The 22354-nt window shown below is 65.8% G+C and carries 16 protein-coding genes and 1 pseudogene; 9 read left to right on the forward strand and 8 right to left on the reverse strand.

The genetic code is table 11. The annotated features are described in order from the left end of the window. Positions 1-47 precede the first annotated feature (47 nt). The 6 genes from ACFPOU_RS06125 (at position 48) to ACFPOU_RS06150 (ending at position 6861) form a co-directional block, all read left to right on the forward strand. Positions 48-1232, forward strand: a complete 1185-nt coding sequence (locus ACFPOU_RS06125) for an isovaleryl-CoA dehydrogenase (protein WP_379718234.1) — start codon at positions 48-50, stop codon at positions 1230-1232. 77 nt (positions 1233-1309) lie between these two features. Continuing rightward, positions 1310-3133: a bifunctional isocitrate dehydrogenase kinase/phosphatase gene (gene aceK, locus ACFPOU_RS06130; RefSeq protein WP_379718236.1), complete on the forward strand. Its 1824-nt coding sequence runs from the start codon at positions 1310-1312 to the stop codon at positions 3131-3133. Continuing rightward, the gene (locus ACFPOU_RS06135) at positions 3126-4325 is read left to right on the forward strand and encodes an acetyl-CoA C-acyltransferase (RefSeq protein ID WP_379718238.1); all 1200 of its coding nucleotides are present in this window, start codon (positions 3126-3128) and stop codon (positions 4323-4325) included. The genes aceK and ACFPOU_RS06135 overlap by 8 nt, the downstream gene beginning before the upstream one ends. A 64-nt stretch (positions 4326-4389) precedes the next feature. Next, a complete protein-coding gene (locus ACFPOU_RS06140) occupies positions 4390-5058 on the forward strand; it encodes an SDR family oxidoreductase (RefSeq protein ID WP_379718240.1) in 669 nt (222 codons plus the stop codon). 32 nt (positions 5059-5090) lie between these two features. Beyond that, on the forward strand, positions 5091-6218 hold the full coding sequence (locus tag ACFPOU_RS06145) for an acyl-CoA dehydrogenase family protein (RefSeq protein WP_379718242.1): 1128 nt from the start codon (positions 5091-5093) through the stop codon (positions 6216-6218). Between the two features lie 91 nt (positions 6219-6309). Next, positions 6310-6861 (forward strand): GNAT family N-acetyltransferase, encoded by a 552-nt coding sequence (locus ACFPOU_RS06150; protein WP_379718244.1) that lies wholly within the window; start codon positions 6310-6312, stop codon positions 6859-6861. Here the strand turns inward: ACFPOU_RS06150 and ACFPOU_RS06155 are convergent. The 4 genes from ACFPOU_RS06155 to ACFPOU_RS06170 all read right to left on the reverse strand — a co-directional run bounded on the left by ACFPOU_RS06155 (position 6858) and on the right by ACFPOU_RS06170 (position 13217). Continuing rightward, positions 6858-7001: a hypothetical protein gene (locus tag ACFPOU_RS06155; RefSeq protein WP_379718246.1), complete on the reverse strand. Its 144-nt coding sequence runs from the start codon at positions 6999-7001 to the stop codon at positions 6858-6860. The two genes, ACFPOU_RS06150 and ACFPOU_RS06155, sit on opposite strands and share 4 nt — an antisense overlap. A 209-nt stretch (positions 7002-7210) precedes the next feature. After that, positions 7211-8296 carry a S66 peptidase family protein gene (locus tag ACFPOU_RS06160; RefSeq protein WP_379718248.1) on the reverse strand — a complete coding sequence of 362 codons (1086 nt, stop codon included), beginning with the start codon at positions 8294-8296 and terminating at the stop codon, positions 7211-7213. A gap of 88 nt (positions 8297-8384) precedes the next feature. Beyond that, entirely contained in the window at positions 8385-11228 is a 2844-nt protein-coding gene (locus ACFPOU_RS06165) for a TonB-dependent receptor domain-containing protein (protein WP_379718250.1), read from the reverse strand. A gap of 186 nt (positions 11229-11414) precedes the next feature. Next, positions 11415-13217 (reverse strand): ABC transporter substrate-binding protein, encoded by a 1803-nt coding sequence (locus tag ACFPOU_RS06170; RefSeq protein ID WP_379718252.1) that lies wholly within the window; start codon positions 13215-13217, stop codon positions 11415-11417. Positions 13218-13449: 232 nt separating this feature from the next. Between ACFPOU_RS06170 and ACFPOU_RS06175 the strand changes: the two genes are divergently transcribed. The 3 genes from ACFPOU_RS06175 (at position 13450) to ACFPOU_RS06185 (ending at position 18921) form a co-directional block, all read left to right on the forward strand. Next, positions 13450-14688 carry a nucleoside recognition domain-containing protein gene (locus ACFPOU_RS06175; RefSeq protein WP_379718254.1) on the forward strand — a complete coding sequence of 413 codons (1239 nt, stop codon included), beginning with the start codon at positions 13450-13452 and terminating at the stop codon, positions 14686-14688. Positions 14689-14704: 16 nt separating this feature from the next. Then, positions 14705-16168, forward strand: coding sequence for a D-alanyl-D-alanine carboxypeptidase/D-alanyl-D-alanine endopeptidase (dacB, locus tag ACFPOU_RS06180; protein WP_379718256.1), 1464 nt, complete (start codon positions 14705-14707; stop codon positions 16166-16168). Between the two features lie 287 nt (positions 16169-16455). Continuing rightward, on the forward strand, positions 16456-18921 hold the full coding sequence (locus tag ACFPOU_RS06185) for a TonB-dependent receptor plug domain-containing protein (RefSeq protein WP_379718258.1): 2466 nt from the start codon (positions 16456-16458) through the stop codon (positions 18919-18921). A gap of 14 nt (positions 18922-18935) precedes the next feature. Here the strand turns inward: ACFPOU_RS06185 and ACFPOU_RS06190 are convergent, their stop codons facing one another. The 4 genes and pseudogenes from ACFPOU_RS06190 to ACFPOU_RS06205 all read right to left on the reverse strand — a co-directional run. Then, positions 18936-19565: a hypothetical protein gene (locus tag ACFPOU_RS06190; RefSeq protein ID WP_379718260.1), complete on the reverse strand. Its 630-nt coding sequence runs from the start codon at positions 19563-19565 to the stop codon at positions 18936-18938. A 159-nt stretch (positions 19566-19724) separates the two neighbouring features. Next, positions 19725-20345 (reverse strand): M15 family metallopeptidase, encoded by a 621-nt coding sequence (locus tag ACFPOU_RS06195; RefSeq protein WP_379718262.1) that lies wholly within the window; start codon positions 20343-20345, stop codon positions 19725-19727. Further along, positions 20346-21251, reverse strand: coding sequence for a LysR family transcriptional regulator (locus ACFPOU_RS06200; protein WP_379718264.1), 906 nt, complete (start codon positions 21249-21251; stop codon positions 20346-20348). Between the two features lie 303 nt (positions 21252-21554). Next, positions 21555-22322 (reverse strand): annotated as a pseudogene (locus ACFPOU_RS06205) (N-acetylmuramoyl-L-alanine amidase); the annotation flags it as partial. Between the last annotated feature and the right edge of the window lie 32 nt (positions 22323-22354).

The following is a 22354-nucleotide window of genomic DNA, read 5'->3' on the forward strand; positions in this document are numbered from 1 at the left end:
GTATCATGCCGCATGCCCACCGCTAACCCGCTCACCGAGAGGACGACATGCTGCATCTTCCAGGCTTGACCTTTGACCATGGCGAAGACATCGCCGCGCTGCGCGAAGCAGTCCAACAGTTCGCCGCGGCGGAGATCGCGCCGCGCGCGGCCGAGATCGACCGTAGCGACCAGTTCCCGATGGACCTGTGGCGCAAGATGGGCGAGCTCGGCCTGCTCGGCATCACGGTGGGCGAGGAATACGGCGGCGCCAACATGGGCTACCTGGCCCACATCGTCGCGATGGAAGAAATCTCGCGCGCCTCGGCCTCGGTCGGCCTGTCCTATGGCGCCCACTCGAACCTGTGCGTGAACCAGATCAAGCGCAACGGCAGCGAAGAACAAAAACGCACCTACCTGCCGAAGCTGATTTCGGGCGAGCACATCGGTGCATTGGCCATGTCCGAACCGAACGCCGGTTCCGACGTGGTCAGCATGAAGCTGCGCGCCGACCTGAAAGGCGACCGTTACGTCCTCAACGGCAACAAGATGTGGATCACCAACGGCCCCGACGCCGATACCCTGGTCGTCTACGCCAAGACCGACCTCGAAGCGGGCCCGCGCGGCATGACCGCCTTCCTCATCGAAAAGGGCTTTGCCGGCTTTTCGATCGCGCAAAAGCTCGACAAGCTCGGCATGCGCGGCTCGCACACGGGCGAACTGGTATTCCAGGATTGCGAAGTGCCGGTCGAAAACGTGCTCGGCGGCGTCGGCAAGGGCGTCAATGTCCTGATGTCGGGCCTCGACTTCGAGCGCACCGTGCTCTCCGGCGGCCCGCTCGGCATCATGGCGGCCTGCATGGATGCGGTCGTGCCCTATATCCACGAGCGCAAGCAGTTCGGCCAGGCCATCGGCGAATTCCAGCTCATGCAAGGCAAGATCGCCGACATGTATTCGACCATGATGGCTTGCCGCGCCTACGTGTATGCCGTCGGCCAGGCCTGCGACCGCGCCGATAACGCCGCCGCCATCCGCGCCCTGCGCAAGGACGCCGCCGGCGCCATCTTGTACAGCGCCGAAAAGGCGACCTGGATGGCCGGCGAGGCGATCCAGGCCCTGGGCGGCAACGGCTATATCAACGAATATCCGGTCGGCCGCCTGTGGCGCGATGCGAAGCTCTACGAAATCGGCGCCGGCACCAGCGAGATCCGCCGCATGCTGATCGGACGCGAGCTGTTTGGCGAAACGATGTAAATTGACGGGGTGGGCCTCCCGCGCCCACCCAGCCGTTGCAATAAAGCCGCTCAACCGACCCAGGCGCGAGACGAACGATGACCCAAGTTGCGTTCCCTAAACTGCTTTCTTCCCAGATCGCCTTCGACATCGCGCGAAGCATCCTCGACGGCTTCGACAAGCATTACCGCTTGTTCCGCGAGGCCAGCCAGGCCGCCAAGCACCATTTCGAGACCGCCAACTGGTCCGTCGCCCAACGCGCCGCGCGCGAGCGCATCGATTATTACGACCAGCGCGTGCAGGAAGCCGTGCACGCGCTGGAAGACGATTACGCGCCCGAAGAACTGGCCGACCACGTCTGGCGCGAAATCAAGCTGCACTATATCGGCCTGCTGTCCGGTCACAAGCAGCCGGAACTGGCCGAAACCTTCTTCAATTCCGTCAGCTGCCACATCCTGCACCGCACCTATTACCACAACGATTTCATCTTCGTGCGTCCGGTGATCTCGACCGAGTATATCGAGACCGACGAAGTGCTTCCGACCTACCGCGTGTATTACCCGGCTGCCGACGGCTTGCGCTTCGCCTTGCAACGCATCGTCACCAATTTCCAGTTCGCCTGCCCGTTCGCCGCCCTCGAGCATGACGTGCAACTGGTCGAAGCGCGCCTGCGCGCCACCTTCGGCCTCGACAAGCCCGAATCGAACCAGCAATTCCAGGTGCTGTCGAGCCCCTTCTTCCGCAACAAGGGCGCTTATATCGTCGGGCGCGCCATCAACGGCGCGCGCGAATACCCGTTCGTGATTCCCGTGCTGCACAACCGGCGCGGCCAACTCGTGCTCGACACCGTGCTGACCGACCCGGAGCAGATCGCCATCCTGTTTTCGTTTACGCGCGCTTATTTTCTGGTCGATATGGAAGTGCCCTCGGCCTATGTGCAATTCCTGCGCAGCCTGATGCCGAGAAAACCGAAAAGCGAGATCTACACCCTGCTCGGACTGCAAAAACAGGGCAAGACGCTGTTTTACCGCGATTACCTGCAGCACTTGAAACACAGCTCGGACCGTTTCCAGAGCGCGCCCGGCATCCGCGGCCTGGTCATGCTCGTGTTCGAACTGCCCTCCTTCCCCTACGTATTCAAGGTGATCAAGGATTTCTATCCGCCGCCGAAAGACACCACGCGCGCCCAGATCAAGGAAAAATATTTACTGGTCAAACACCACGACCGCGTGGGGCGCATGGCCGATACCCTCGAATATTCCGACGTCGCCTTTCCGCTGGCGCGCTTTTCCGAAGAATTGCTGGCCGAATTGCGCCACCATGCGCCGTCCCTGGTCGAGATCGAAGGCGAGCGCATCATCGTCAGGCACGTGTATATCGAGCGCCGCATGGTGCCGCTCAATCTCTATCTGGCCGATGCCGACAAGGCGGGCGACGACGCGCGCATCGAACACGGCATCCGCGAATACGGCAATGCGATTCGCGACCTGGTCGCCGCGAATATTTTTCCGGGCGATATGCTCTACAAAAACTTCGGCGTCACGCGCCAGGGCCGGGTCGTGTTTTACGATTACGACGAAATCGAATACCTCACCGATTGCGTGTTCCGCGATATTCCCGAAGCGCGCACCGAAGAAGAAGAAATGGCGGCCGAACCCTGGTACCCGGTCGGCAAGCACGATGTCTTCCCGGAGCAATTCGGCCGCTTCCTGCTTGGAAACGCGAAGATCCGCCGCTATTTTCTACAACACAACGCGAACCTGTTGACGCGTGCCTGGTGGCAGGCGCACAAGGACCGCATCCTGGCAGGCGAAGTGCACGACATTTTTCCTTACCCGCAGCACATCCGTTTCCACCAACCGAACGCCACCCCGGCGCCACCGCATGCGCCACCCCTTTTGGAGAACCTAGAACATGAATGATCCAGTCGTTATCGTCGGCGCCGCCCGCACCCCGATGGGCGCCTTCCAGGGCGATTTTTCCTCGAAAACGGCAAGTGACCTCGGTGCGGTGGCAATCAAGGCCGCGGTCGAGCGTGCCGGCGTCGATCCGCAGTCGGTCGAGCACGTCTATTTCGGCAACTGCCTGATGGCCGGCCAGGGCCAGGCCCCGGCACGCCAGGCCCTGATCAAGGCCGGCCTGCCGGTCTCGACCGGCGCCGTGACCCTGTCGAAGATGTGCGGCTCGGCCATGCAGGCCGCGATCTTCGCGCATGACCAGCTGGTCGCCGGCAGTGCCGATGTCGTCGTCGCCGGCGGCATGGAGTCGATGACCAACGCCCCTTACCTGATCTTGAAGGCACGCGGCGGCTACCGTATCGGCCACGCGCCGATGTTCGACCACATGATGCTCGACGGCCTGGAAGATGCCTACTCGCGCAACGAGAAGACCGGAGAGGGCCGCTCGATGGGCACCTTCGCCGAAGAGTGTGTCGCCTCCTACGGCTTCACCCGCGAAGAACAGGACAACTTCGCCATCACCTCGGTCAAGCGCGCGCAGGCGGCGAACAATGACGGCTCCTTCGACTGGGAGATCGCACCGGTGGGCGTGACTTCGCGCGGCGGCGACGTGGTCGTCGACAAGGACGAAGGCCCGTTGAAAGCCAAGGTCGACAAGATTGCCTCGCTGCGGCCGGCCTTCAAGAAGGACGGCACCGTGACGGCCGCCTCGTCCTCGTCGATCAACGACGGCGCCGCCGCCCTCGTCATGATGCGCGCATCGACAGCGAAGGAGCTCGGTCTCACGCCGCTGGCGCGCGTCGTCGGCCACGCCACCCATGCCCAGGAACCGAACCTGTTTACCACGGCCCCGATCGGCGCGATGCACAAGCTGTTCAAGAAGACCGGCTGGACCGCGGGCGACGTCGACCTGTTCGAGATCAACGAAGCCTTCGCCGCCGTGCCGATGGCCGCCATGCGCGACCTCGACATCGCGCACGACAAGGTCAACATCCACGGCGGCGCCTGCGCGCTGGGCCACCCGATCGGCGCCTCCGGCGCGCGCATCGTCGTCACCCTGCTGGGCGCCCTGAAGAAGACCGGCGGCAAGCGCGGCGTGGCCGCGCTGTGCATCGGCGGCGGCGAAGCGACCGCGATGGCCATCGAGATGGTGTAAGTGACCTGCCCTCCGGGTGCCTGTCGACCCGGAGCTGGCCCACCGCCTTCCAGGAGCCCCCACCATGCCTACCGTCCTGATCCTCGGCGCCTCGCGCGGCATCGGCCGCGAACTGGTGCGCCAATACCGCGCCGACGGCTGGCGCGTGATCGCCACCGCGCGCAAACCGCACGACCTGGCGCAACTGGCGCAGCTGGGCGCCGAAGCGCACGAACTCGATGTCGCGCATGCGGAAGCGATCGCCGCCCTCGGCTGGAAACTCGCCGACGAAAAGCTCGACGCCGCCTGGCTGGTGGCCGGCGTCTACGGCCCGCGCGACGACGGCTTTCCGACCCAGGACGATTTCGACAAGGTCATGCACACCAACGTGCTGGCGGCGATGCGCCTGCTGCCGATCGTCGCGCCCCTGGTGTCCGCGGCGCGCGGCAAACTCGGCGTGCTGTCCTCCCGCATGGGCTCGATCGGCGCACGCACCGGCACCACCGGTTCGCTCTACCGCGCCAGCAAGGCGGCCCTGAACTCGGTGCTGCGCGACACCGCGCTCACCCATGGCCCGCAGGGCGCCACCTGCATCGCTTTCCACCCCGGCTGGGTCCAGACCGACATGGGCGGCAGCGGCGCGACGATCGACGTCGCCCACAGCGTGCGCGACCTGCGCGCGACGCTGGCCAAGGCCACGCATGAGGCCAACGGCACTTTCCTGAACCACGACGGCGACCCGATTCCCTGGTAAGCCCTGATAGAACCGACGAGACAAGAGACACGATGATCCTGACCGAAGAACACCAGATGATCCGCGACGCCCTGCGCAGCTTTTCGCAGGAACGCCTGGCGCCGCAAGCGGCGCGCTGGGACAAGGAGCACTATTTTCCGAAAGCGGAACTGCAGGAGCTGGCCCGGCTCGGCGCCTTCGGCGTGGCGGTGCCGGAACAGTACGGCGGCGCGGGCCTCGACTACGTGTCGCTGGCGCTGGTGCTCGAAGAAATCGCGGCCGGCGACGGCGGCATCTCGACCATCATCTCGGTCAACAACTGCCCGGTCTGCAGCATTGCCATGATGTACGCCAGCGAAGCGCAAAAGCAGCAGTGGCTCGTGCCGCTGGCGCGGGGCGCGCTGCTGGGCGCCTTTGCCCTCACCGAACCGCACACCGGCAGCGATGCCGCGGCCCTGCGCACGAGCGCCGTGCGCGACGGCGACGACTATGTCATCAACGGCACCAAGCAATTCATCACCAGCGGCAAGTACGGCGATGTCGCCATCGTCATGGCCGTCACCGACAAGGCGGCCGGCAAGAAAGGCATCAGCGCCTTCTGGGTGCCGGTCGACTCTCCCGGCTACCGCGTCGCCGGCCTCGAGCAGAAGATGGGCCAGCATTCCTCGGACACGGCGCAGATCGTGTTCGAGAATTGCCGCGTGCCGGCCGCCAATTTGATCGGCGAAGAAGGCATGGGCTACAAGATCGCCCTGTCGGGCCTGGAGGGCGGACGCATCGGCATCGCTTCGCAATCGGTCGGCATGGCGCGCGCCGCCTTCGACGCCGCGCTCGCTTATTCGAAGGAGCGCGAGAGCTTCGGCAAACCGATCTTCGAACACCAGTCGGTCCAGTTCCGCCTGGCCGAAATGGCGATGCAGATCGAGGCGGCGCGCCAGCTGATCCTGCACGCGGCCTCGATGAAGGATGCGGGCCTGCCCTGCCTGAAGGAAGCGGCAATGGCAAAACTGTTCGCTTCCGAGATGGCCGAGCGCGTGGTGTCGAGCGCGATGCAGGTCTTCGGCGGCTACGGCTACGTGGCCGATTTCCCGATCGAGCGCATCTACCGCGATGTGCGCGTCTGCCAGATTTACGAAGGCACGAGCGACATCCAGAAGATCCTGATCGCGCGGGCACTCTGATGGGCGCGATCCGGAACGATGCGCACGCCGTGGCGCCGCCAAGGGCCGGCGGCGGCGCTGAGCCGGCGGCCGCCCTGCCGGCCGGGCTGCGTTGAACGGCCAGGCCGGGCCCGCGATCGAGAAGGTGGCGCCGGCCGACCTGCCGGCCTTGTTCGTCTATCTGGACGACCACTTGCAGGACAACGGCCGCGCCGGCACGCCCCTGTTCCAGCCGATGGCGCGCGCCGATTCACGCTTCCCGGTCGACAAGCGCGCCGCGTTTGCGCTCGGCCTGGGTGCCGAGGTCGGCGCGCCCGGCTGGCGGCGCGCCTGGATGGCGCTCGATGCCGACGGCGCCATCTGCGGCCACGCCGACCTGCGCGCGCGGCCCGAGCGGGCATCGAGCCACCGCTGCCTGCTCGGCATGGGCGTCCACCGCGACTGGCGGCGCCAGGGCCTGGGCGAACGCCTGCTGGCCACGGCGCTCGGCTGGGCCCATGCCCAAGAATCGCTCGACTGGGTCGACCTCGAGGTGCTGTCGTCGAACGGGCCGGCGCGCCGCCTCTACGCGCGCAGCGGTTTTGCGTTCGCCGGCGAATTGCCCGACCTGTTTCGCATCGACGGCGAGCAGCACGGGTATGTCTACATGACCTGCAAGGTCTAGCTGACCGCCGGCTCCGGCAGCGTCAGCGTGTGCCGCTCGGTATCGAGCGTGGCGCGGATTTCCAGCGGGATCGTGAACTGGTCGCAGATGTGGCCGATCGAATAGCCGCTCACCGCCGGCACCGACGACCACTGGACCACTGAACCACTAAAACCACTGGGGTCAAGTCTGACATTCAGACACGGCCTCTTCCTTGATCGCCAATCGCGCGGGGTGGCAAACGTGGGCTTTGAGATACGGACCAGGCTGTGAGAATGGTTGAGCTTGTGTCCGAATGTCAGACGTGACCCCAGCCTTTTGGCTTTAGCGCATCGATGGCGGGCAGCGCCGGATGCCGACATGGCCTGGTTTAGCTGACCGCCGGCTCCAGCAGCGTCAGCGTGTGCCGTTCGGTATCGAGCGTGGCGCGGATCCCCAGCGGGATCGTGAACTGGTCGCGGATGTGGCCGATCGAATAGCCGCTCGCCGCCGGCACCGACAGCGGCGCCAGGTGCAGGTCCAGCGTCTGGTCGAGCGTCAGCGAAATGTCCTCGTGCTCCGGCCCGCAGTTTTCGCAGATGCCGACCATTACCCCCGCCGCTTTCGCAAAGCCTGCCGACAAATCGAGCTGGGTCATCCAGCGGTCGATCCGGTACGGCGCTTCGTTCACTTCTTCCAGGAACAGGATGCTGTCCTTGAAATCGGCCGCATAGGGCGTGCCGGCCAGCGCCGCGAGCAAACTCAGGTTGCCACCCATCAGGCGCCCGCTGGCCACGCCGGCGTGCACGGTGCGCAGCGCGAAATGCGGCTGCTCCAGGGCGCGCCGGCTGTTTTCCAGGGCCATCGGAATCGTGTAGCGCGGCTGCGGATCGCTCAATACCGCCATCATGTGTTCGGTCGCGTAGTCGGTCATCGTCGACGAGGCCACCGGACCGTGGAAGGTCACCAGGCGCGCATGTTTATGGATGGCCAGGTGCAGCGCGGTAATGTCCGAGTAGCCCAATAAAATCTTCGGGTTGGCGCGGATCAGCGCGAAATCGAGGCGGGACAGGAGCGAAATACAGCCCGAGCCGCCGCGGATCGGCCAGATCATCCTGATCTCGGGGTCGCCGAACATCGCATGCAGGTCGGCCAGTCTCTGCGGCACGCTGCCGCCATAATTGCCGTACACCGCGCGCAGGCTCGCGCCTTCGCGCACCCGCAAACCCAGCGCCTCGATGTTGCAGCGCGCCTTGGCGATCGATTTTTCGGTGGCGTAGCCGCCCGGCGCGATCAGGCCGACGGTGTCGCCCGGCTGCAGGCGCGGAGGTTTGATCAGGGATGACATCTTCGGTAGCGACGGGCGGCGCCGGCGCGCGCCTGCCTGCGCCGGCAGCGCCAGGCCCGGCGCCAGCAGGAAGGCGCTGCCAAGCAGGGAGAGCAATGCGCGGCGGCGCGGGTCGGGGAAATGCGGCATCCGGGCAGGATAGTGGATAAACAAGGCCCGCGGGCGTCGAAGGCATCGCCTTCTTCGTGCGCGGGCCGCTACGCTTGCGCGAACGCGCTCAGAAGAACCGGTAGTTCGCCGTCAGCGTGAACGCGCGGCCGCGCGGATCGGCCACCCGCGGTTCCCAGCTGCTGCCGGCACCCGAGTTGCTGTCGTAGGTGATGGCGAACGGCGGGTCTTCGTCGAACAGGTTCTTGATGCCGCCGGTCAGGGTCAGGTTCTTGACGCCGGTGTAGCTGACGCTGGCGTTGAAGACGATGTACGAATCGACCTTCGGATTGTAGTTCGACGGCAGCACGCGGCCGCTGGCCACGCCTGGCAGCACCTGGTCCTTGTAGCCGGCACGGTAGACGTTCTGCAGCAAGCCGCTCCAGTGGCCGTGGCGGGCGCTGAGGTAGGCGGTGTGCTTCCATTTCAGGCCGAGGTCGCCGGTATAGGTGAACCGGCCCACTTCGCTGGCGCCGAAAGTGGCATTGCGGGTAGGACGCGACTTCTTCTCGAGCAGGCGCGAGCCGTCGATGCCCAGGCCCCAGACCGTGCCTTCCCAGCTGCCACCGGTGCGCGCGCCCACTTCCAGGCCGCGCGTGATGCGTTCGCCGGCATTGATCCAGCGCTGGTCGACCGCGACCAGTTCGCCGGCGGCATTGCGCAGGAAGGCATCGCCGAACAGGTTGTAGTTCGCCAGCATGGTGGCCAGGTTGAACGAGTCGATCGTGTCTTCCTTGCGCACTTCCCAGATGTCGGCGTTGAAGGACGTGCGCGCGGCCGGTTCCCAGACCAAACCGAACGAGGCTTGTTTCGCCGTCTCAGGGCCCAGGTTGCGCTTGCCGCCGGTGAGGATGATCGGGTTGACGGCTTCGCAGCCCGGCTTGGTCGAATCGACTTTCAGGGTCGGGCACTTGGCCGGATCGGCCAGATCCTTGCCCGCGTAGGGCGACTCGGTCACGCCGTTGAACAGCTGATTGAACGAAGGCGCGCGGAAACCCGTGTTGTAAGAACCACGGAACAGCAGCGAGGCGATCGGCTGGTAACGGAACGACACTTTCGGGTTGAAGGTGCTGCCGAAGCCCGAATACTGGTCGCGCCGGCCGGCGAAAGTCACTTCCAGCGCCTTGGTGACCGGCACCAGGACTTCGGCGTAGACCGCCTTGATATCGCGGTGCACGTTGTCGAGCGTATTCGTGTCGTCGAACGGTGCGTTCAGGATCGCAGGACGGGCGTTGACGGCACGGGCGTCGCCATTGAACCGGTATTCTTCGCGCCGCAGGTCGGTACCGACGGCGGCCATGACGGCGCCGGCCGGCAGCTTGAAGATCTCGCCCGACAGCGATGCGTCGAGCTGGGTCAGGATGGTCTTGCCGCCGTACAGGATCACGCCTTCGGCCGAGGTCGAGCGGATCAGGTCGATCGCTTGCTGGGTCTGGGTTTCGCCCGGCAGCAGGAAGGGGTTGATGATGCCGCTGCCGAGGGCCTTGGCCAGGGCCGCCGTATAGTTGTAGCCGGACCCCAGCGTCGACGTCGATTCGCTGAAGGCGCGCGACAGGCCGACGCGGTAATCGAACGTGCCGACGTTGCCGAAGTTGACGGGGCCGTCGGCGCCGATCTGCAGGCGGCCGGCTTTGGTGTCGGTCTCGATCTCGCGGTTGCCGCACTCCATGCAGCGCCAGCGGTAGGCGATCGGCAGGCCGCGGTTCGCCGCCACGCTCGGGAACACCTTGACCAGCGCATCGTAGACGCGGTTGTAGTACGGGCCGCTGCTCGGGTAGAACGAGGACCCGGGGAAGGTGCTGGCACTCGGTGAAACCTGGTTCGGCGAAAAACGCTTGGCGACCTCGACTTGCGAGCCGACCAGTTCGGCGAACAGCTGGTGCTGGCCGGCCTGGAAGGTCGCGCGTGCCAGGGCGTTGGTGTTCTTCACGGGCTGCTGCAGGACGGCGGCGCGGCCGGTATCCCAGGCACAGCCGAAAGCCGAACCCGGGTTGTCCCACAGTTTTTCGTCGTAGGCGCCCATCCCGTCGATGCTGTCGCAGCCGGCGCCGCCGGGCAGGTCGAGCAGGCTAATGCCGTTGAAGGCAACCGTGCCGCCCGGCAGGGTCGGACCGGTGCCGGTACGCGACAGCAGCGATGGCGCCACGGGCGTGGCGAACACGTTGCCCGAGGGTGCGCCGCGGGTCTCGACCGACACGCCGCGCTCGGGCTGGAAGGTATCGACGAAGTCGCGCTGGTCGCCGCGCAAGGCTTGGTTGCGGCTGTGGGAAGCGGCAACGAGGACGTTATAGCCCTTGCCCTCGAGGTCGCCGAAACCGCCGGTCGCCGAGACGCGGTGGATGTTGCCGCCGCCCGCCTCGGTCACGTCGGTGAAGGCCTGGGTTTCCAGACCCTGGTAGTTTTTGCGAAGAATAAAGTTAATCACGCCGCCGATCGCATCGGTGCCGTAGGTGGCCGAGGCGCCATCTTTGAGTACCTCGACGCGTTCGACCGCCGCCATCGGAATCGAATTCAGGTCGACCGCCGAGCCCTTCATGCCGTGGGTCGCGACCCGGCGGCCGTTGAGCAGCACCAGGGTGGAATCGGCACCCTGGCCACGCAGGTTGGCCGAAGAAGCGCCATTGTTGCCGCGCTGGGCGCCCGACGTCACGTCGGCGTTCGATGCCAGGTTGTCCGAGCCGTTGCCATTGATGTTCAAGGTGGCGATCAATTGCTCGGCAGTGACGATGCCCTGCTCTTCGAGCTGCTTGCGGGAGATCACCTCGACCGGCAGCGCGCCTTCCCTGGCGATGCGTTTGATGCTCGAACCGGTCACTTCGACGCGCGCCATCGGGGTTTGTTGCAATTCCTGTGCAACGGCCGGGCTGGCCACCCCGATCAGGGCAATCAGATGGGCTATTTTCTTCAGCTTCACGCGTCTCTCCTAAGGTTTCCGTCGAACTTCATACTGGGCAGTATTACGTTATTTATTATGGGTAAAGTCATGGCACGGCGGTATGCGCCATTTCGAGACTACGCGGGGCATGGGGCGCCAGCCAATGAAAAAACTGGCAGGAAGTATAACTTCTAGGAATGTTTAAAAGAGGAAATCTTACGCGGGCTAAGGCGCCTGCCGCGACAGGCGTGCCCTGTGCACAACATCCACATCCAGATACCGCCAGGAAGTGAATTCGACCGGATGGCGCTTGTAGTTTTTTAGCCACGGATGGCGGACATCGGCCGATACCGCATGGGTCAGCGGCACCCAGGGGTTGTAGGCATGGATCAACTGGTTCATCTCGAAGTACAGGCGGCGCCGCACCGGGCCGTCGCCGAGCATGCGTGCCTGTTCGTAGCGGGTGTTATACGCCGGCAAGTTGAAGCGCGCATAGTTGGCGCGGCCTGCATTCGGGCCGTACAGCAGCTGGTAAAAATTGTCGCCGTCGGGGAAGTCGGCGATCCAGTTACTCTCGAACATCGTCACCTTGCCCAGGCGCGAGGCCTTGATGATTTCGGTCTTCTTGTCCGACTTGAACGCCACGCGCAGGCCGATGGAATTGAGGCATTTTCTCCATAACTCGTCGCGCAGGCGGCCACCGACCGTCGCTTCGCTGTGCATCGTGAGCGTCAGCGGCTGGCCGTCGGGCGCGCGCCGGAACCCTTGCGCATCGCGCTTGCCGTAGCCGTGGCGGTCGAGCAGCGCGTTGGCCAGCGCCGGGTGGTAGGGCACCGGGCTGCGGTAAGCCGGGTCGTAGCCGAGCACGTTGGGCGGCAGCGGCGACTCGGCCTTGATGGCAAAGCCTTTCTTCAGCAGCGCCACGTCCTCGGCGTTGTTGTAGGCCAGGGCGATGGCGCGGCGCAGGGCGATCCGGTCCTTGCCGTAACCGCCCAGCACCGGATCGTCCATGTTCATCCACATGTAATAGGTTTGCAGCACGGGAAAGCGCGACAGTTGCATGCCCCGTGCCCGCAACGCGGGTTTCAGGGCGCCGTCGCGGATCACCATGTCGGTCATCGATTCGGGCACCTGCTCGAGGTAATCGTATTCGCCGTTCAGGAAGCCCAGCATGCGGCCCTGGAATTCCTCGGCGATCTTGACTTCCACGCGGTCGACGCGCGGCAGGCGCTTGCCGTTCAGGGCCGCCGCAATGCGCTGGTCTTCCGGGTCGCTGCCCGGCGTGGCGCTGAAGACGGCGCTCGCATACGGGTTCGCCAGCAGCACGATGCGCTCGCTTCTCTTCCAGTCGCCGATCATGAAGGGACCGGTGCCGACCGGGTGATTGCCCGCCTGGCCCGGATAGGCCTCGATGACTTCGCGCGCCACCGCGCCGGAGGCGGGGGTCGCCATGTAAAACAGAAAATTGTTGTCGGGCTCGTTCAAGCGGATGCGCAAGGTAAACCGGTCGAGCGCCTGCAAGCCGGGGATCGGCCTGTCGTAGCTGAACTGTTTCTTGAGGGCGGCATCGCCGACGAGTTTTCCGTCGAACATGTACAGCCAGGGGGACTTCAGGGCCGGGTCGTACAGGCGGGTCAGGCTGTAGACCATGTCCTGGGCCGTCATTTCGCGTTTTATTCCCTTGAAGGCCGGGTCGGGCGTGAAATGGATGCCGGGGCGGATGCGGAAGGTATAGGTGCGGCCGTCGGCGCTCACTTGCGGCATGGCCGCTGCCGTATTTGGACGCAATGTCACGGGGCGCGCCAGGTAGTCGTAGCGCAACAGCGGGTCGAACAGGTTTTCCAGCAGCGACAAGGTCGCGCTGTCGGAAGCGGCGGCCGGATCGAGCCCGGTCTCGCTGGTCGACAGGAACATGCGCAGCACTTTCTGTCCCGGCGCCGCCGCCGGCGCGGCACCGATGGCCGCCGGCGCGCCCGCGCAGGCGGCGGCAAGCAGCAGCAGGGCGAAAGTCGAGGTGCTTCGTGTCATGGCAAGTCCTGGTTGAGCGTTCGTATCATATGCGCGACGCTGTAGGGAGGCAAACGCAAGGCTGCGCTCACCACCTTTCTGCATGATGCGGCTGTATTCTTTCTTCCTTGCACCTTGCTCTGCGCCTATACTCACCGCTGCACCATCGTGCGAGACCAGCCGTGACCTTGTCTGCGGCTACAGGAAACAGCGTCATCGCGGCCACCGGCCCATGACCTTATCGGACCCACTCATGGCATTGAATTACATCTGGACTGGTTTCTTCCTCGTCGGCTTCGTGGCAGCGCTTGCCCAATGGCTGTTTCTGGGCGACTCGGAAATTTTCAAACGCGTTATCGACGGCACCTTCAGCTCGGCCAAGATGGCGGTGATGGACATCGCCCTGCCGCTGGCCGGCGTGATGACGCTCTGGCTGGGCATCATGAACATTGGCGAAAAAGCCGGCGCCATCAACCTGTTTGCGCGCCTCATCGCCCCCTTCTTTTCCCGCATCTTCCCGGGGGTGCCGCGTGAACATCCCGCGAATGGCCATATGGTCATGAATTTCTCGGCCAATATCCTGGGGCTCGACAATGCCGCGACCCCGTTCGGCCTGAAGGCCATGGAAAGCCTGCAAACGCTCAACCCGCGCAAGGATGAAGCGAGCGATGCCCAGATCATGTTCCTGGTGATCCAGACCTCGGGCTTGACGGTGATTCCGCTGGCGATCATGGCCCAGCGCGCCATCCTCGGCGCGGCCAATCCGGCCGATATCTTCATTCCGACCCTGATCGCTACCTTCTGCTCGACCTTCACCGGGATCGTCGCCGTCAGCCTGCGCCAGCGCATCAACCTGCTCGACCCGGTGGTGTTCGGCTGGATCGGCGGCCTGACCGCCATCATTGGCGCCCTCGTGTTCTATCTCACCAATTACCTGGCCAAGGCCGAGATCGAACTGGTATCGGTCGTGGCTGCCAACCTGATTCTTTTTTCCATCATCGCCGCCTTCATGGTGGCGGCGCTGCGCAAGGGGGTCAATGTCTTCGAAGCCTTTATCGAGGGCGCGAAGGGCGGCATCGAAACCTCGCTGAAAATCATTCCCTACCTGGTCGGCATGCTGGTGGCGATCAGCGTGGTGCGCAACTCGGGCATCCTGGGCCTGATCGTCAACGCCTTCGAATGGGTATTCACCCAGCTTGGCCTGCGCACCGATTTCGTCGGCGCGCTGCCCACCGCGCTGATGAAGCCGCTGTCGGGCAGCGGTTCGCGCGCGATGATGATCGACGCCATGACGACCTACGGCGTGGACTCCTTCGTCGGCCGCCTCGCCTCGATCCTGCAAGGCGCCGCCGATACCACGTTCTATATCGTCGCCCTGTATTTCGGCTCGGTCGGTATCCGCAAGACCCGCTACGCGATCGGTTATGGCCTGCTGGCCGACCTCGCCGGCGTGATCGCCGCCATCTTCGTTGCCTACCTGTTCTTCGGCTGATCGATCAAGGAGCCCCATGCTGCGCCACCTCGCCCTCGCCGCCGCCCTCCTCGCTTGGCTACCCGTCCAGGCCCAGTTGCCGGAACCGGTGACGCAGCTGCTGGCGCAAGGGGGCATGCGGCCCGATTCCGTCGGCGCCCTGGTGCTGCGCGGCGACCAGGTTGTCCTGCAGCACCTGGCCGAGCGCCCGATGCAACCGGCCTCGATCATGAAGCTGGTGACGACCCTGGTGAGTCTGGAGCAGCTGGGGCCGGTATTTCGCGGGCGTACCGAACTGCGCACGAACGGCGCCGTCGACAAGGGCGTGTTGCAGGGCGACCTGGTGCTGCGCGGCGGGGCCGATGCGGATTTTTCGGGCGAAGTACTGGAAGGCATGCTGCGCGCCCTGCGCAATGCGGGCATCGAGCGCATCGACGGCAACCTGGTGCTGGACCGCAGCCTGTTCACGCCGGCGCGGCCCGATGCCGGCCTGCCCCCGTTCGACGCGTCGCCCGAGGCGTATTACAACGTCATTCCCGACGCGCTCCTGGTCAACAAGAACATGCTGCAGATCGACATGCGCTCGACCGACAAGCGCATCCGGCTCGACATGCAGCCGGCGCTGGCCGGGGTCACGATCGCTTCCAACATGAGGCTGATCGACGCCGATTGCGCCAGCTGGGAAGACGGCTGGAAACTGCCGCAGGTAACACGCACCGCGGGCGGCACGATCCGGGTCGTGCTGCAAGGCACCTACCCTAAACATTGTGCCCGTACCAGCAGCATCAACGTGCTCGACCGCGACGACTATCTCGACGGCCTGTTCCGCCTGACATGGCGGCAGCTCGGAGGCGAGCTGAGCGGCAAGACGGTGACCGGCAACGCGCCGTCCGATGCGCGCCTGCTGGCCGAACACCGCGCGCGGACGCTGCCGGAATTGGTGCGCGACACGAATAAACCGTCGGACAACGCGCTGGCGCGCACGCTGTTCCTGAGCCTGGGCGCCCTGGAAGCGGACCCGGTGCTGGGCAGCCGTCCGCTGCCGCCGGCCGCGGACGCGACGACCTATGCCCGCGCCGACGGCGCCGTGCGCCACTGGATGCGCGCGCGCGGCATCGACGACAGCGGTTTTGTGATCGACAACGGCTCCGGCCTGTCGCGCATCGAGCGCATCAGCGCGCTGCAGATGGGCGCCTTGCTGCGCGCCGGACTGCGCAGCAACTGGGCGCCGGAATTCCTGGCCAGCATGCCGATCGCGGCGACCGACGGGACGATGCGCCGGCGCTTGCACGACAGCCCGGCGGCGGGACGCGCGCGCCTGAAAACGGGATCGCTGCGCAATGTGGTGGCCGTGGCGGGCTATGTGCCGGATGCCGCCGGCGTGCAGCATGTGGTGGTGGCGATGGTCAACGACGAGCTGGCCGGCGACGGACGCGGGCGGGCGGTGGTCGATGCGCTGGTCGATTGGGTGGCGAAGTCGGGGGCGCCGGCTGCGCCCTAGGATCGGAAGGTGGAGGCGCGCGCCTGCCTGCATCCGCCCAGCGCAAAGCCGGGCTTGACGGATATTGGAGCGGCGCGTTGCGCAAGCTCAACTAATCGAGCTTACTGTCTTTTCTCTTGCTTCGCACGCAATATTGATAAGGTGATACCCAAATACAACGCTTGTAGCGGGAGCATTGGTATGTACGGAACACAATTGTTACTATCTTTTGCTTTTACGGAAACATTTTTCCGAAGACACAGCCCATGCCGAGGCAATCCGCTTCGATAACCAAGAATTGAGAGAACATGACGAGACGCCCTGCCTGCCATCCTTTCCGCCAAACCCTGCTCGCGACCGCCCTGCTGGCCGCGCTCTACCCTGCCACGGCGCAGGAGACGGGCGCCACCGGCAGCGCCGGTGCCGACGAAACCAATCCGGCCCGCGTGGTCGTGCTCGGTTCGCGTTCGAGCGCCAAGACCGCGCTCGATACGGCCGCGCCGGTGGGACTGATCAGCGCGAAAGACATGCAGACCGCCGGTCCCCTGGAACTCGGCAAACTGTTGCAAACGCTGGACCCGTCGTTCAATTTCTCGACCACCTTCATCAGCGACGGCACCGACATCATCCGTCCTGCCACGCTGCGCGGCCTTGGCCCCGACCAGCTGCTGGTGCTGGTCAACGGCAAGCGCCGCCACCAGCAAGCGCTGGTCAATGTCCAGCAGACCATTGGCCGCGGCTCGGCCGGTACCGACATCAATGCGATCCCGATGTCGGCCATCGCGCGCATCGAGGTGCTGCGTGACGGCGCGGCGGCCCAGTACGGGTCGGACGCGATTGCCGGCGTGATCAACATCGTCCTCAAATCGCAGGTCAAGGAAACGCAAGTCAGCAGCTCGGTCGGCACCACCGCCGAAGGCGACGGCGACATGATCTCGGCCAGCGCCAACACGGGCTTTGCGCTCGGCACTGACGGCGGCTTCGTGAACCTGTCGGCCGAAGGCCGCCGCCGCGGCGAAACCAACCGCGCCGGCGTCGATACCCTGCGCGTCGATCCGCCGCGCGTGACCCAGCGCATCGGCGACAGCCTGGCCAAGGACGCCTTCCTGTGGGTCAACGCCGGCCTGCCGATCAACGCCGACAGCGAGTTCTATGCCTTCGGCGGCGTCTCCAAGCGCACCGGCGACTCGTCCGGCTTCTACCGCAGCCGGGGCGACGGCCGCAATGTGCCCGCGGTCTACCCGAACGGCTTCCTGCCGAACATCGTCACCACGGTGAAAGACGCGTCCTTCGCCGTCGGCTACCGCCACAACCTGGCCAACGACTGGAAGTTCGACACCAGCGTGAACCATGGCCGCAGCCAGCTCGGTTTCCATGAGCGCGAATCGATCAACATCAGCTACTGGTTCGAGCCGAAACCGGGCGGCGGCATCTACGCCGAGTCGCCCCTGGAAGCCGATACCGGCACCCTGAAGTTCAACCAGACCACCTTCAATGCCGACCTGCGCGGTCCGGTCGAGCTGGCTGGACGCAAGATCTCGCTGGCGGCCGGTTTCGAATACCGCAGGGACAATTACGAAATCGAAGCGGGCGATCCGGTCTCTTACCAGTACGGCCGCACCAACAATCCGGCCATCGTCATCCGCGACCAGAACGGCGGCATCGCCGCCTCGGGCGCGCAGGGCTTCCCGGGCTACACGCCGTCCACCGAAGTCGACGAGGGCCGCCACAACATCGCCTTCTACCTCGACGCCGAGCACAACATTACCGACAAGCTGCTGGTCGCCGGCGCGGTCCGTTACGAGAAATACTCGGACTTCGGCAACACCACGACCGGCAAGCTCTCGATGCGCTACGATCCGTCGCGCACCCTCGGCCTGCGCGGCAGCATCTCGACCGGCTTCCGCGCGCCGTCGGTGCAGCAGAAGTTCTACAGCTCGGTCTCGACCAACCTGAACGCGGCCGGCGTGCTGACCGAAACCCTGACCGCGCGCGAAGGCAGCGCCGTCACCCGTGCCTTCGGCATCGCGCCGCTGAAGGAAGAAACCTCGAAGAACGCCAGCGTCGGCATCGTCCTGCGTCCGCTGCCGAACTTCTCGGTCACGGCCGACCTGTACCGCATCGACATCGACGACCGCATCGTTTTTTCGAGCAACATCGCTCCCGAAGCCGGCGCCGGCCCGATCCGCGCCATCCTCGATCCACTGAAGGTCGGCCAGGCGCAGTTCTTCACCAACGCGATCGACACCAGCACCGACGGTTTCGACCTGGTGGCCGAGCACACCACGCGCTGGCCAGGGTCGACCCTGGTGCTGTCCGGCCAGCTCGGCTTCAACAAGACCGAAGTCAAGGCGCGCCGCTCGCAGTCGCCGGTGCTGACCGGCGCCCAGCTGTTCGACGACGCCCAGGTGACGCTGATCGAACGCGGCCAGCCGCGCCAGCACCATGTGGTGGCCGCCGACTACACGCGCGGCCCCTGGAACCTGAACACCCGCGCCAGCTATTTCGGCGAAGTGCAGGGCCAGGGCTTCACCGCCCCGTTCGTGCAGACCTGGGAAGCGAAGTGGCTGGTCGACCTGAGCGTGCGCTATGCCTTCACCAAGCGCCTCTCGCTGGCCGTCGGTGCGAACAACTTGTTCGACACCTACCCGACCGAGTGGGACAAGGTGCGCGCGGCACCGTTCCCGCAGCTGGGCTTCACGCATTGCTGGGAAACCTGTCCAATCGGCATTAACGGCCGCCAGATGTACGCGCGCGTGGATTACGCGTTCTAAGAAGGCACGCGGCGTCAGGGTTTCGACGCCGGCGTGCCGCTTCCCGCAGGCTCCAGCCAAGGGGCCCCGGCCACCTCGGGCCGGGCCTCGACCAGCGCCACTTGCGCCTTGGTCGCTTCGCGAATGGTGCGGATAACGTCGAGCATCGTTTTTTCCGCGTATTTTTCGGGCGTGCCGAGCACCATGCCGGTGGCGCGGCGCGGCCATGCCAGCCAGCCGCCTTCCTTCTTGGTGAAGCCGGCATACAGGTCGAGGTGGTAGCCGGTCTTGTACGGGTAGAGGCAGGCGACGATCTGCATGTCCTGGCCGCCGCGCACCTCGGGGCGCGCGCGGGCGGTCCAGCTGGCGCCGTCGCAGGTGGGGCCGCGCGCCGCGCCCGGGGTCTCGGCTAGCTTGAAGCGGCCCGGCTGGTCCAGCACCTCGGCCGTTTCAGGCAGGGGCGTGGCCAGCATGGCGTTGTTGATATTGCGGCTGATGCCCTCGCTGGCCGCGCGCGCCACGGCCGGCGGCGCCGCCTCGGTCTTGATGTCGAACACCCGGACATACTCGACCGTCCGGTCCCGCGCCGCGAACATCTCGCCCGCGCCCGTGCTGCAACCCGCCAGCGCCGCGCCCACGGACGCCGCCATCATCAATCGTTTCATTGCGCACCTCTCCTGTCCGTTGGAAGAATGGGTATTGCGCGAGAGGAAAAGAAGCGGACTCGTCAAGCCATGGCATCAATCTCTCGTCGATACCAACCGATTGTCCGGGCCAGGACAGCGCTAAAGGCTGAGAAAACTCAAGCGTGCGCGCGAGGGGGGTCAGAGCACGCGGCGGAAGGTGGCGCGCACGCGCTCGCGGTCGCCACAGTCGAAATGCCACCATTCGGTCTTGATGCCGGCGTAGCCGGCGCCGACCATGGCGCCGCGCAGCAGGCGGCGGTGGCCCAGCTGCCGTTCGCTCAAGCGGCCGGCGGCCAGGAATCCCGCTTCCAGTGCCGGGTGCGACAAGTCCGTCATGTCGTCGAAGCCGGTTCCCATGTCGAGCTCGCGGCCCTGGGGGTCGAGGATGGTCACGTCGAGCGCCATGCCGTACGAGTGGATCGAGCCGCGCGCCGGGTCGGCCAGGTACATCTGCAGGCCGGTGCCGTCCAGAGCATCCCATAACTGCTGCTGCACCCGCTGCGGGCGCAGGGCATCGAGCACGAGCAGGGTGTGGCCGGGGGCCTGCCCGGCCAGCCAGGCGACCGCCGTTTCCAGCGCCGCGGCGGCCTCGACGTGCAGCCAGGCGCAGTCGAACGGAGAATACAGGTCGCGCCCGACGAAATTGTTGGCGCCGGCGTAGCGCAGGTCGACCGCGATGCCGGCGATCGACGACAGGTGGCGGAACTCCGCGCTGGCGGCGATGTCTTCGCTGGCGAGCGTCGGGCATGCGCCGGCCATTCAGGCGGCTCCCTGTTCCAGGCAGGCGCGCGCCGTGGCGCCGATGCAATTGGCCAGCGCGCGCGCGCCGTGCGAGAGCGGCGCATGGTTCGCCGTCAGCAGGAACAGCTGGACCGGCATGGGAGGCGCCCACTGGCGGCGCTGGACCTTGCCGGACGTGGCCGAGGCCGCCGTGAACGGGTCGACCACGGCCGTGCCGGCGCCGGCCTCGACCAGCGAACGGGCAATCTGGTAGGTCTGCACGACGGTGCGGAACACGGGCTGCACCCCTTGCGCTTCGCAGGCGGCGACGACGATTTCGCCGATCGGGTCGTTGTCGGCCAGGCCGATCAGTTCGCCCGTCAGCCCGGCGGGGCCGATCGGCTGCGTGCATTCGGCCGCGCTCCAGGTGCCGGCCGGGGCGATCACGGTGAGCACGCCTTGGGCGATCGGTTCGGCGACGATGCCGGGGTGGCGCGGGTCTTGCAACGACAGGGCGAGGTCGGCTTCGCCCAGGCGCAGCGCGTTGACGATCTCGCTCGTGTGGTAAGTCGCCAGCTCGCAGCGGGTCTGCGCGAAATCGCGGCGCCAGGCCGTCATCGCCTGCGGCAGCACGCCGATGGCCAGGGTCGGCGTCGACACCAGGCGCACGGTTTCCACGGCGCGGCCCTTCAGGCTGGCGGCCAGGCGGCGGATGCCTTGCAGGTCGCGGTTGAGTTTTTCGGTTTCGGCGAACAGGCGGTGCGCTTCCGGCTTCGGATACAGTTTTCCGCGCACGCGCTCGAACAGCGGCATGCCCAGCTGCAGCTCGGCGTGCTGCAGCACCTTGGTGACGGCCGGCTGCGAGATGTGCAGTACCTGGGCGGCACCGCTGATGGTGCCGACCTGCATGATGGCGTGGAAAACTTCGATGTGGCGCAAGCGCATTGGGTCAATCCTTCGCAACGCCCGGTGGCAGCGGGCAGGCCGCAGGATACGGCGAAACCGGGTGCACGGCGACCGTCACCGCACGACCGGCGGCGTGTTCGGCGCGCTCATGGGCGGCGCCGTGAGCGGCGCCGCGGTGACGGGCGCGGCCGGCGCTTCCGGCGGCACCGGCGGCGGCGGCGGCGGCGGCGCTGGCGCTGGCGGCACCGGACGCAGCTCGGGCGGGATCGGCGCTTCCGGCGCCAGCGGCGGTAGCGCCGGCACGATCGGCACCGAGGGCAACGGCGCATTCGCCGGCGTCGTCAGCACTTCGAGCATGGCCGCCGTTTCGGCATCCGGTTCGCCGATGCAGTTTGCCGGCCGGTATTTCATCTGGAAGGCGGCGATCACGGTCCGGGTAGGCTGGTCGAAGACACCGGACTGGGTCAAGCCGAAACCGTGGCTGGCCAGCTTTTTCTGGAACCACGCGGCGTCCGGAATCTGGATATCGAACACCTGGCGCACGGCGGCGACGCGCTGCGCGTCCGGCCACAGCACCAGCCCGGCCTGGGCCAGCTGGCGCCAGGGGAACATCGGACCCGGATCCTGCTTGCGCAGCGGGGCGATGTCGCTGTGGCCGACCACGTTCTCGGGCAGGATGCCATGGCGCGCGACGATCCCTTTGACCAAGGGAATCAGGGCGTCGATCTGGGTTTGCGGGAAAGGCGCGTAGACACGCCCTTGCGGGGTATCGGTCCAGCCGGCATTGACGATCTCGATGCCGATCGAGCTGTTGTTGAGCTGCGTATAGCCTTTCCAGCTCGAGATGCCGGCGTGGTAGGCGGCGCGGCTTTCGTCGACCAGGCCGTAGACGGTCGGGCGGGCATCGTCGGTGAGCAGGTAGTGGGCGCTCACTTGCTGTTCGGTCAGGATCTTGAGCGAGGCCGGCTTGTCGGCCACCGTGTAGTGCAGCACCAGGAAGCGCACGCGGCTGGCCTGGCCCTTGGCCGAATAAGTCTTGTCGATGCCGTCGGGCGCGGTCACGCAACCGGCAAGCAGGGCGATCAGGAGAGTAGCGGCAAGCGATTTCATGGCGGTCCGGGTCATTATCATCATAAAAGGGA

It is taken from the genome of Massilia jejuensis, from assembly GCF_042656795.1.
Lineage (GTDB): Bacteria > Pseudomonadota > Gammaproteobacteria > Burkholderiales > Burkholderiaceae_D > Telluria > Telluria jejuensis.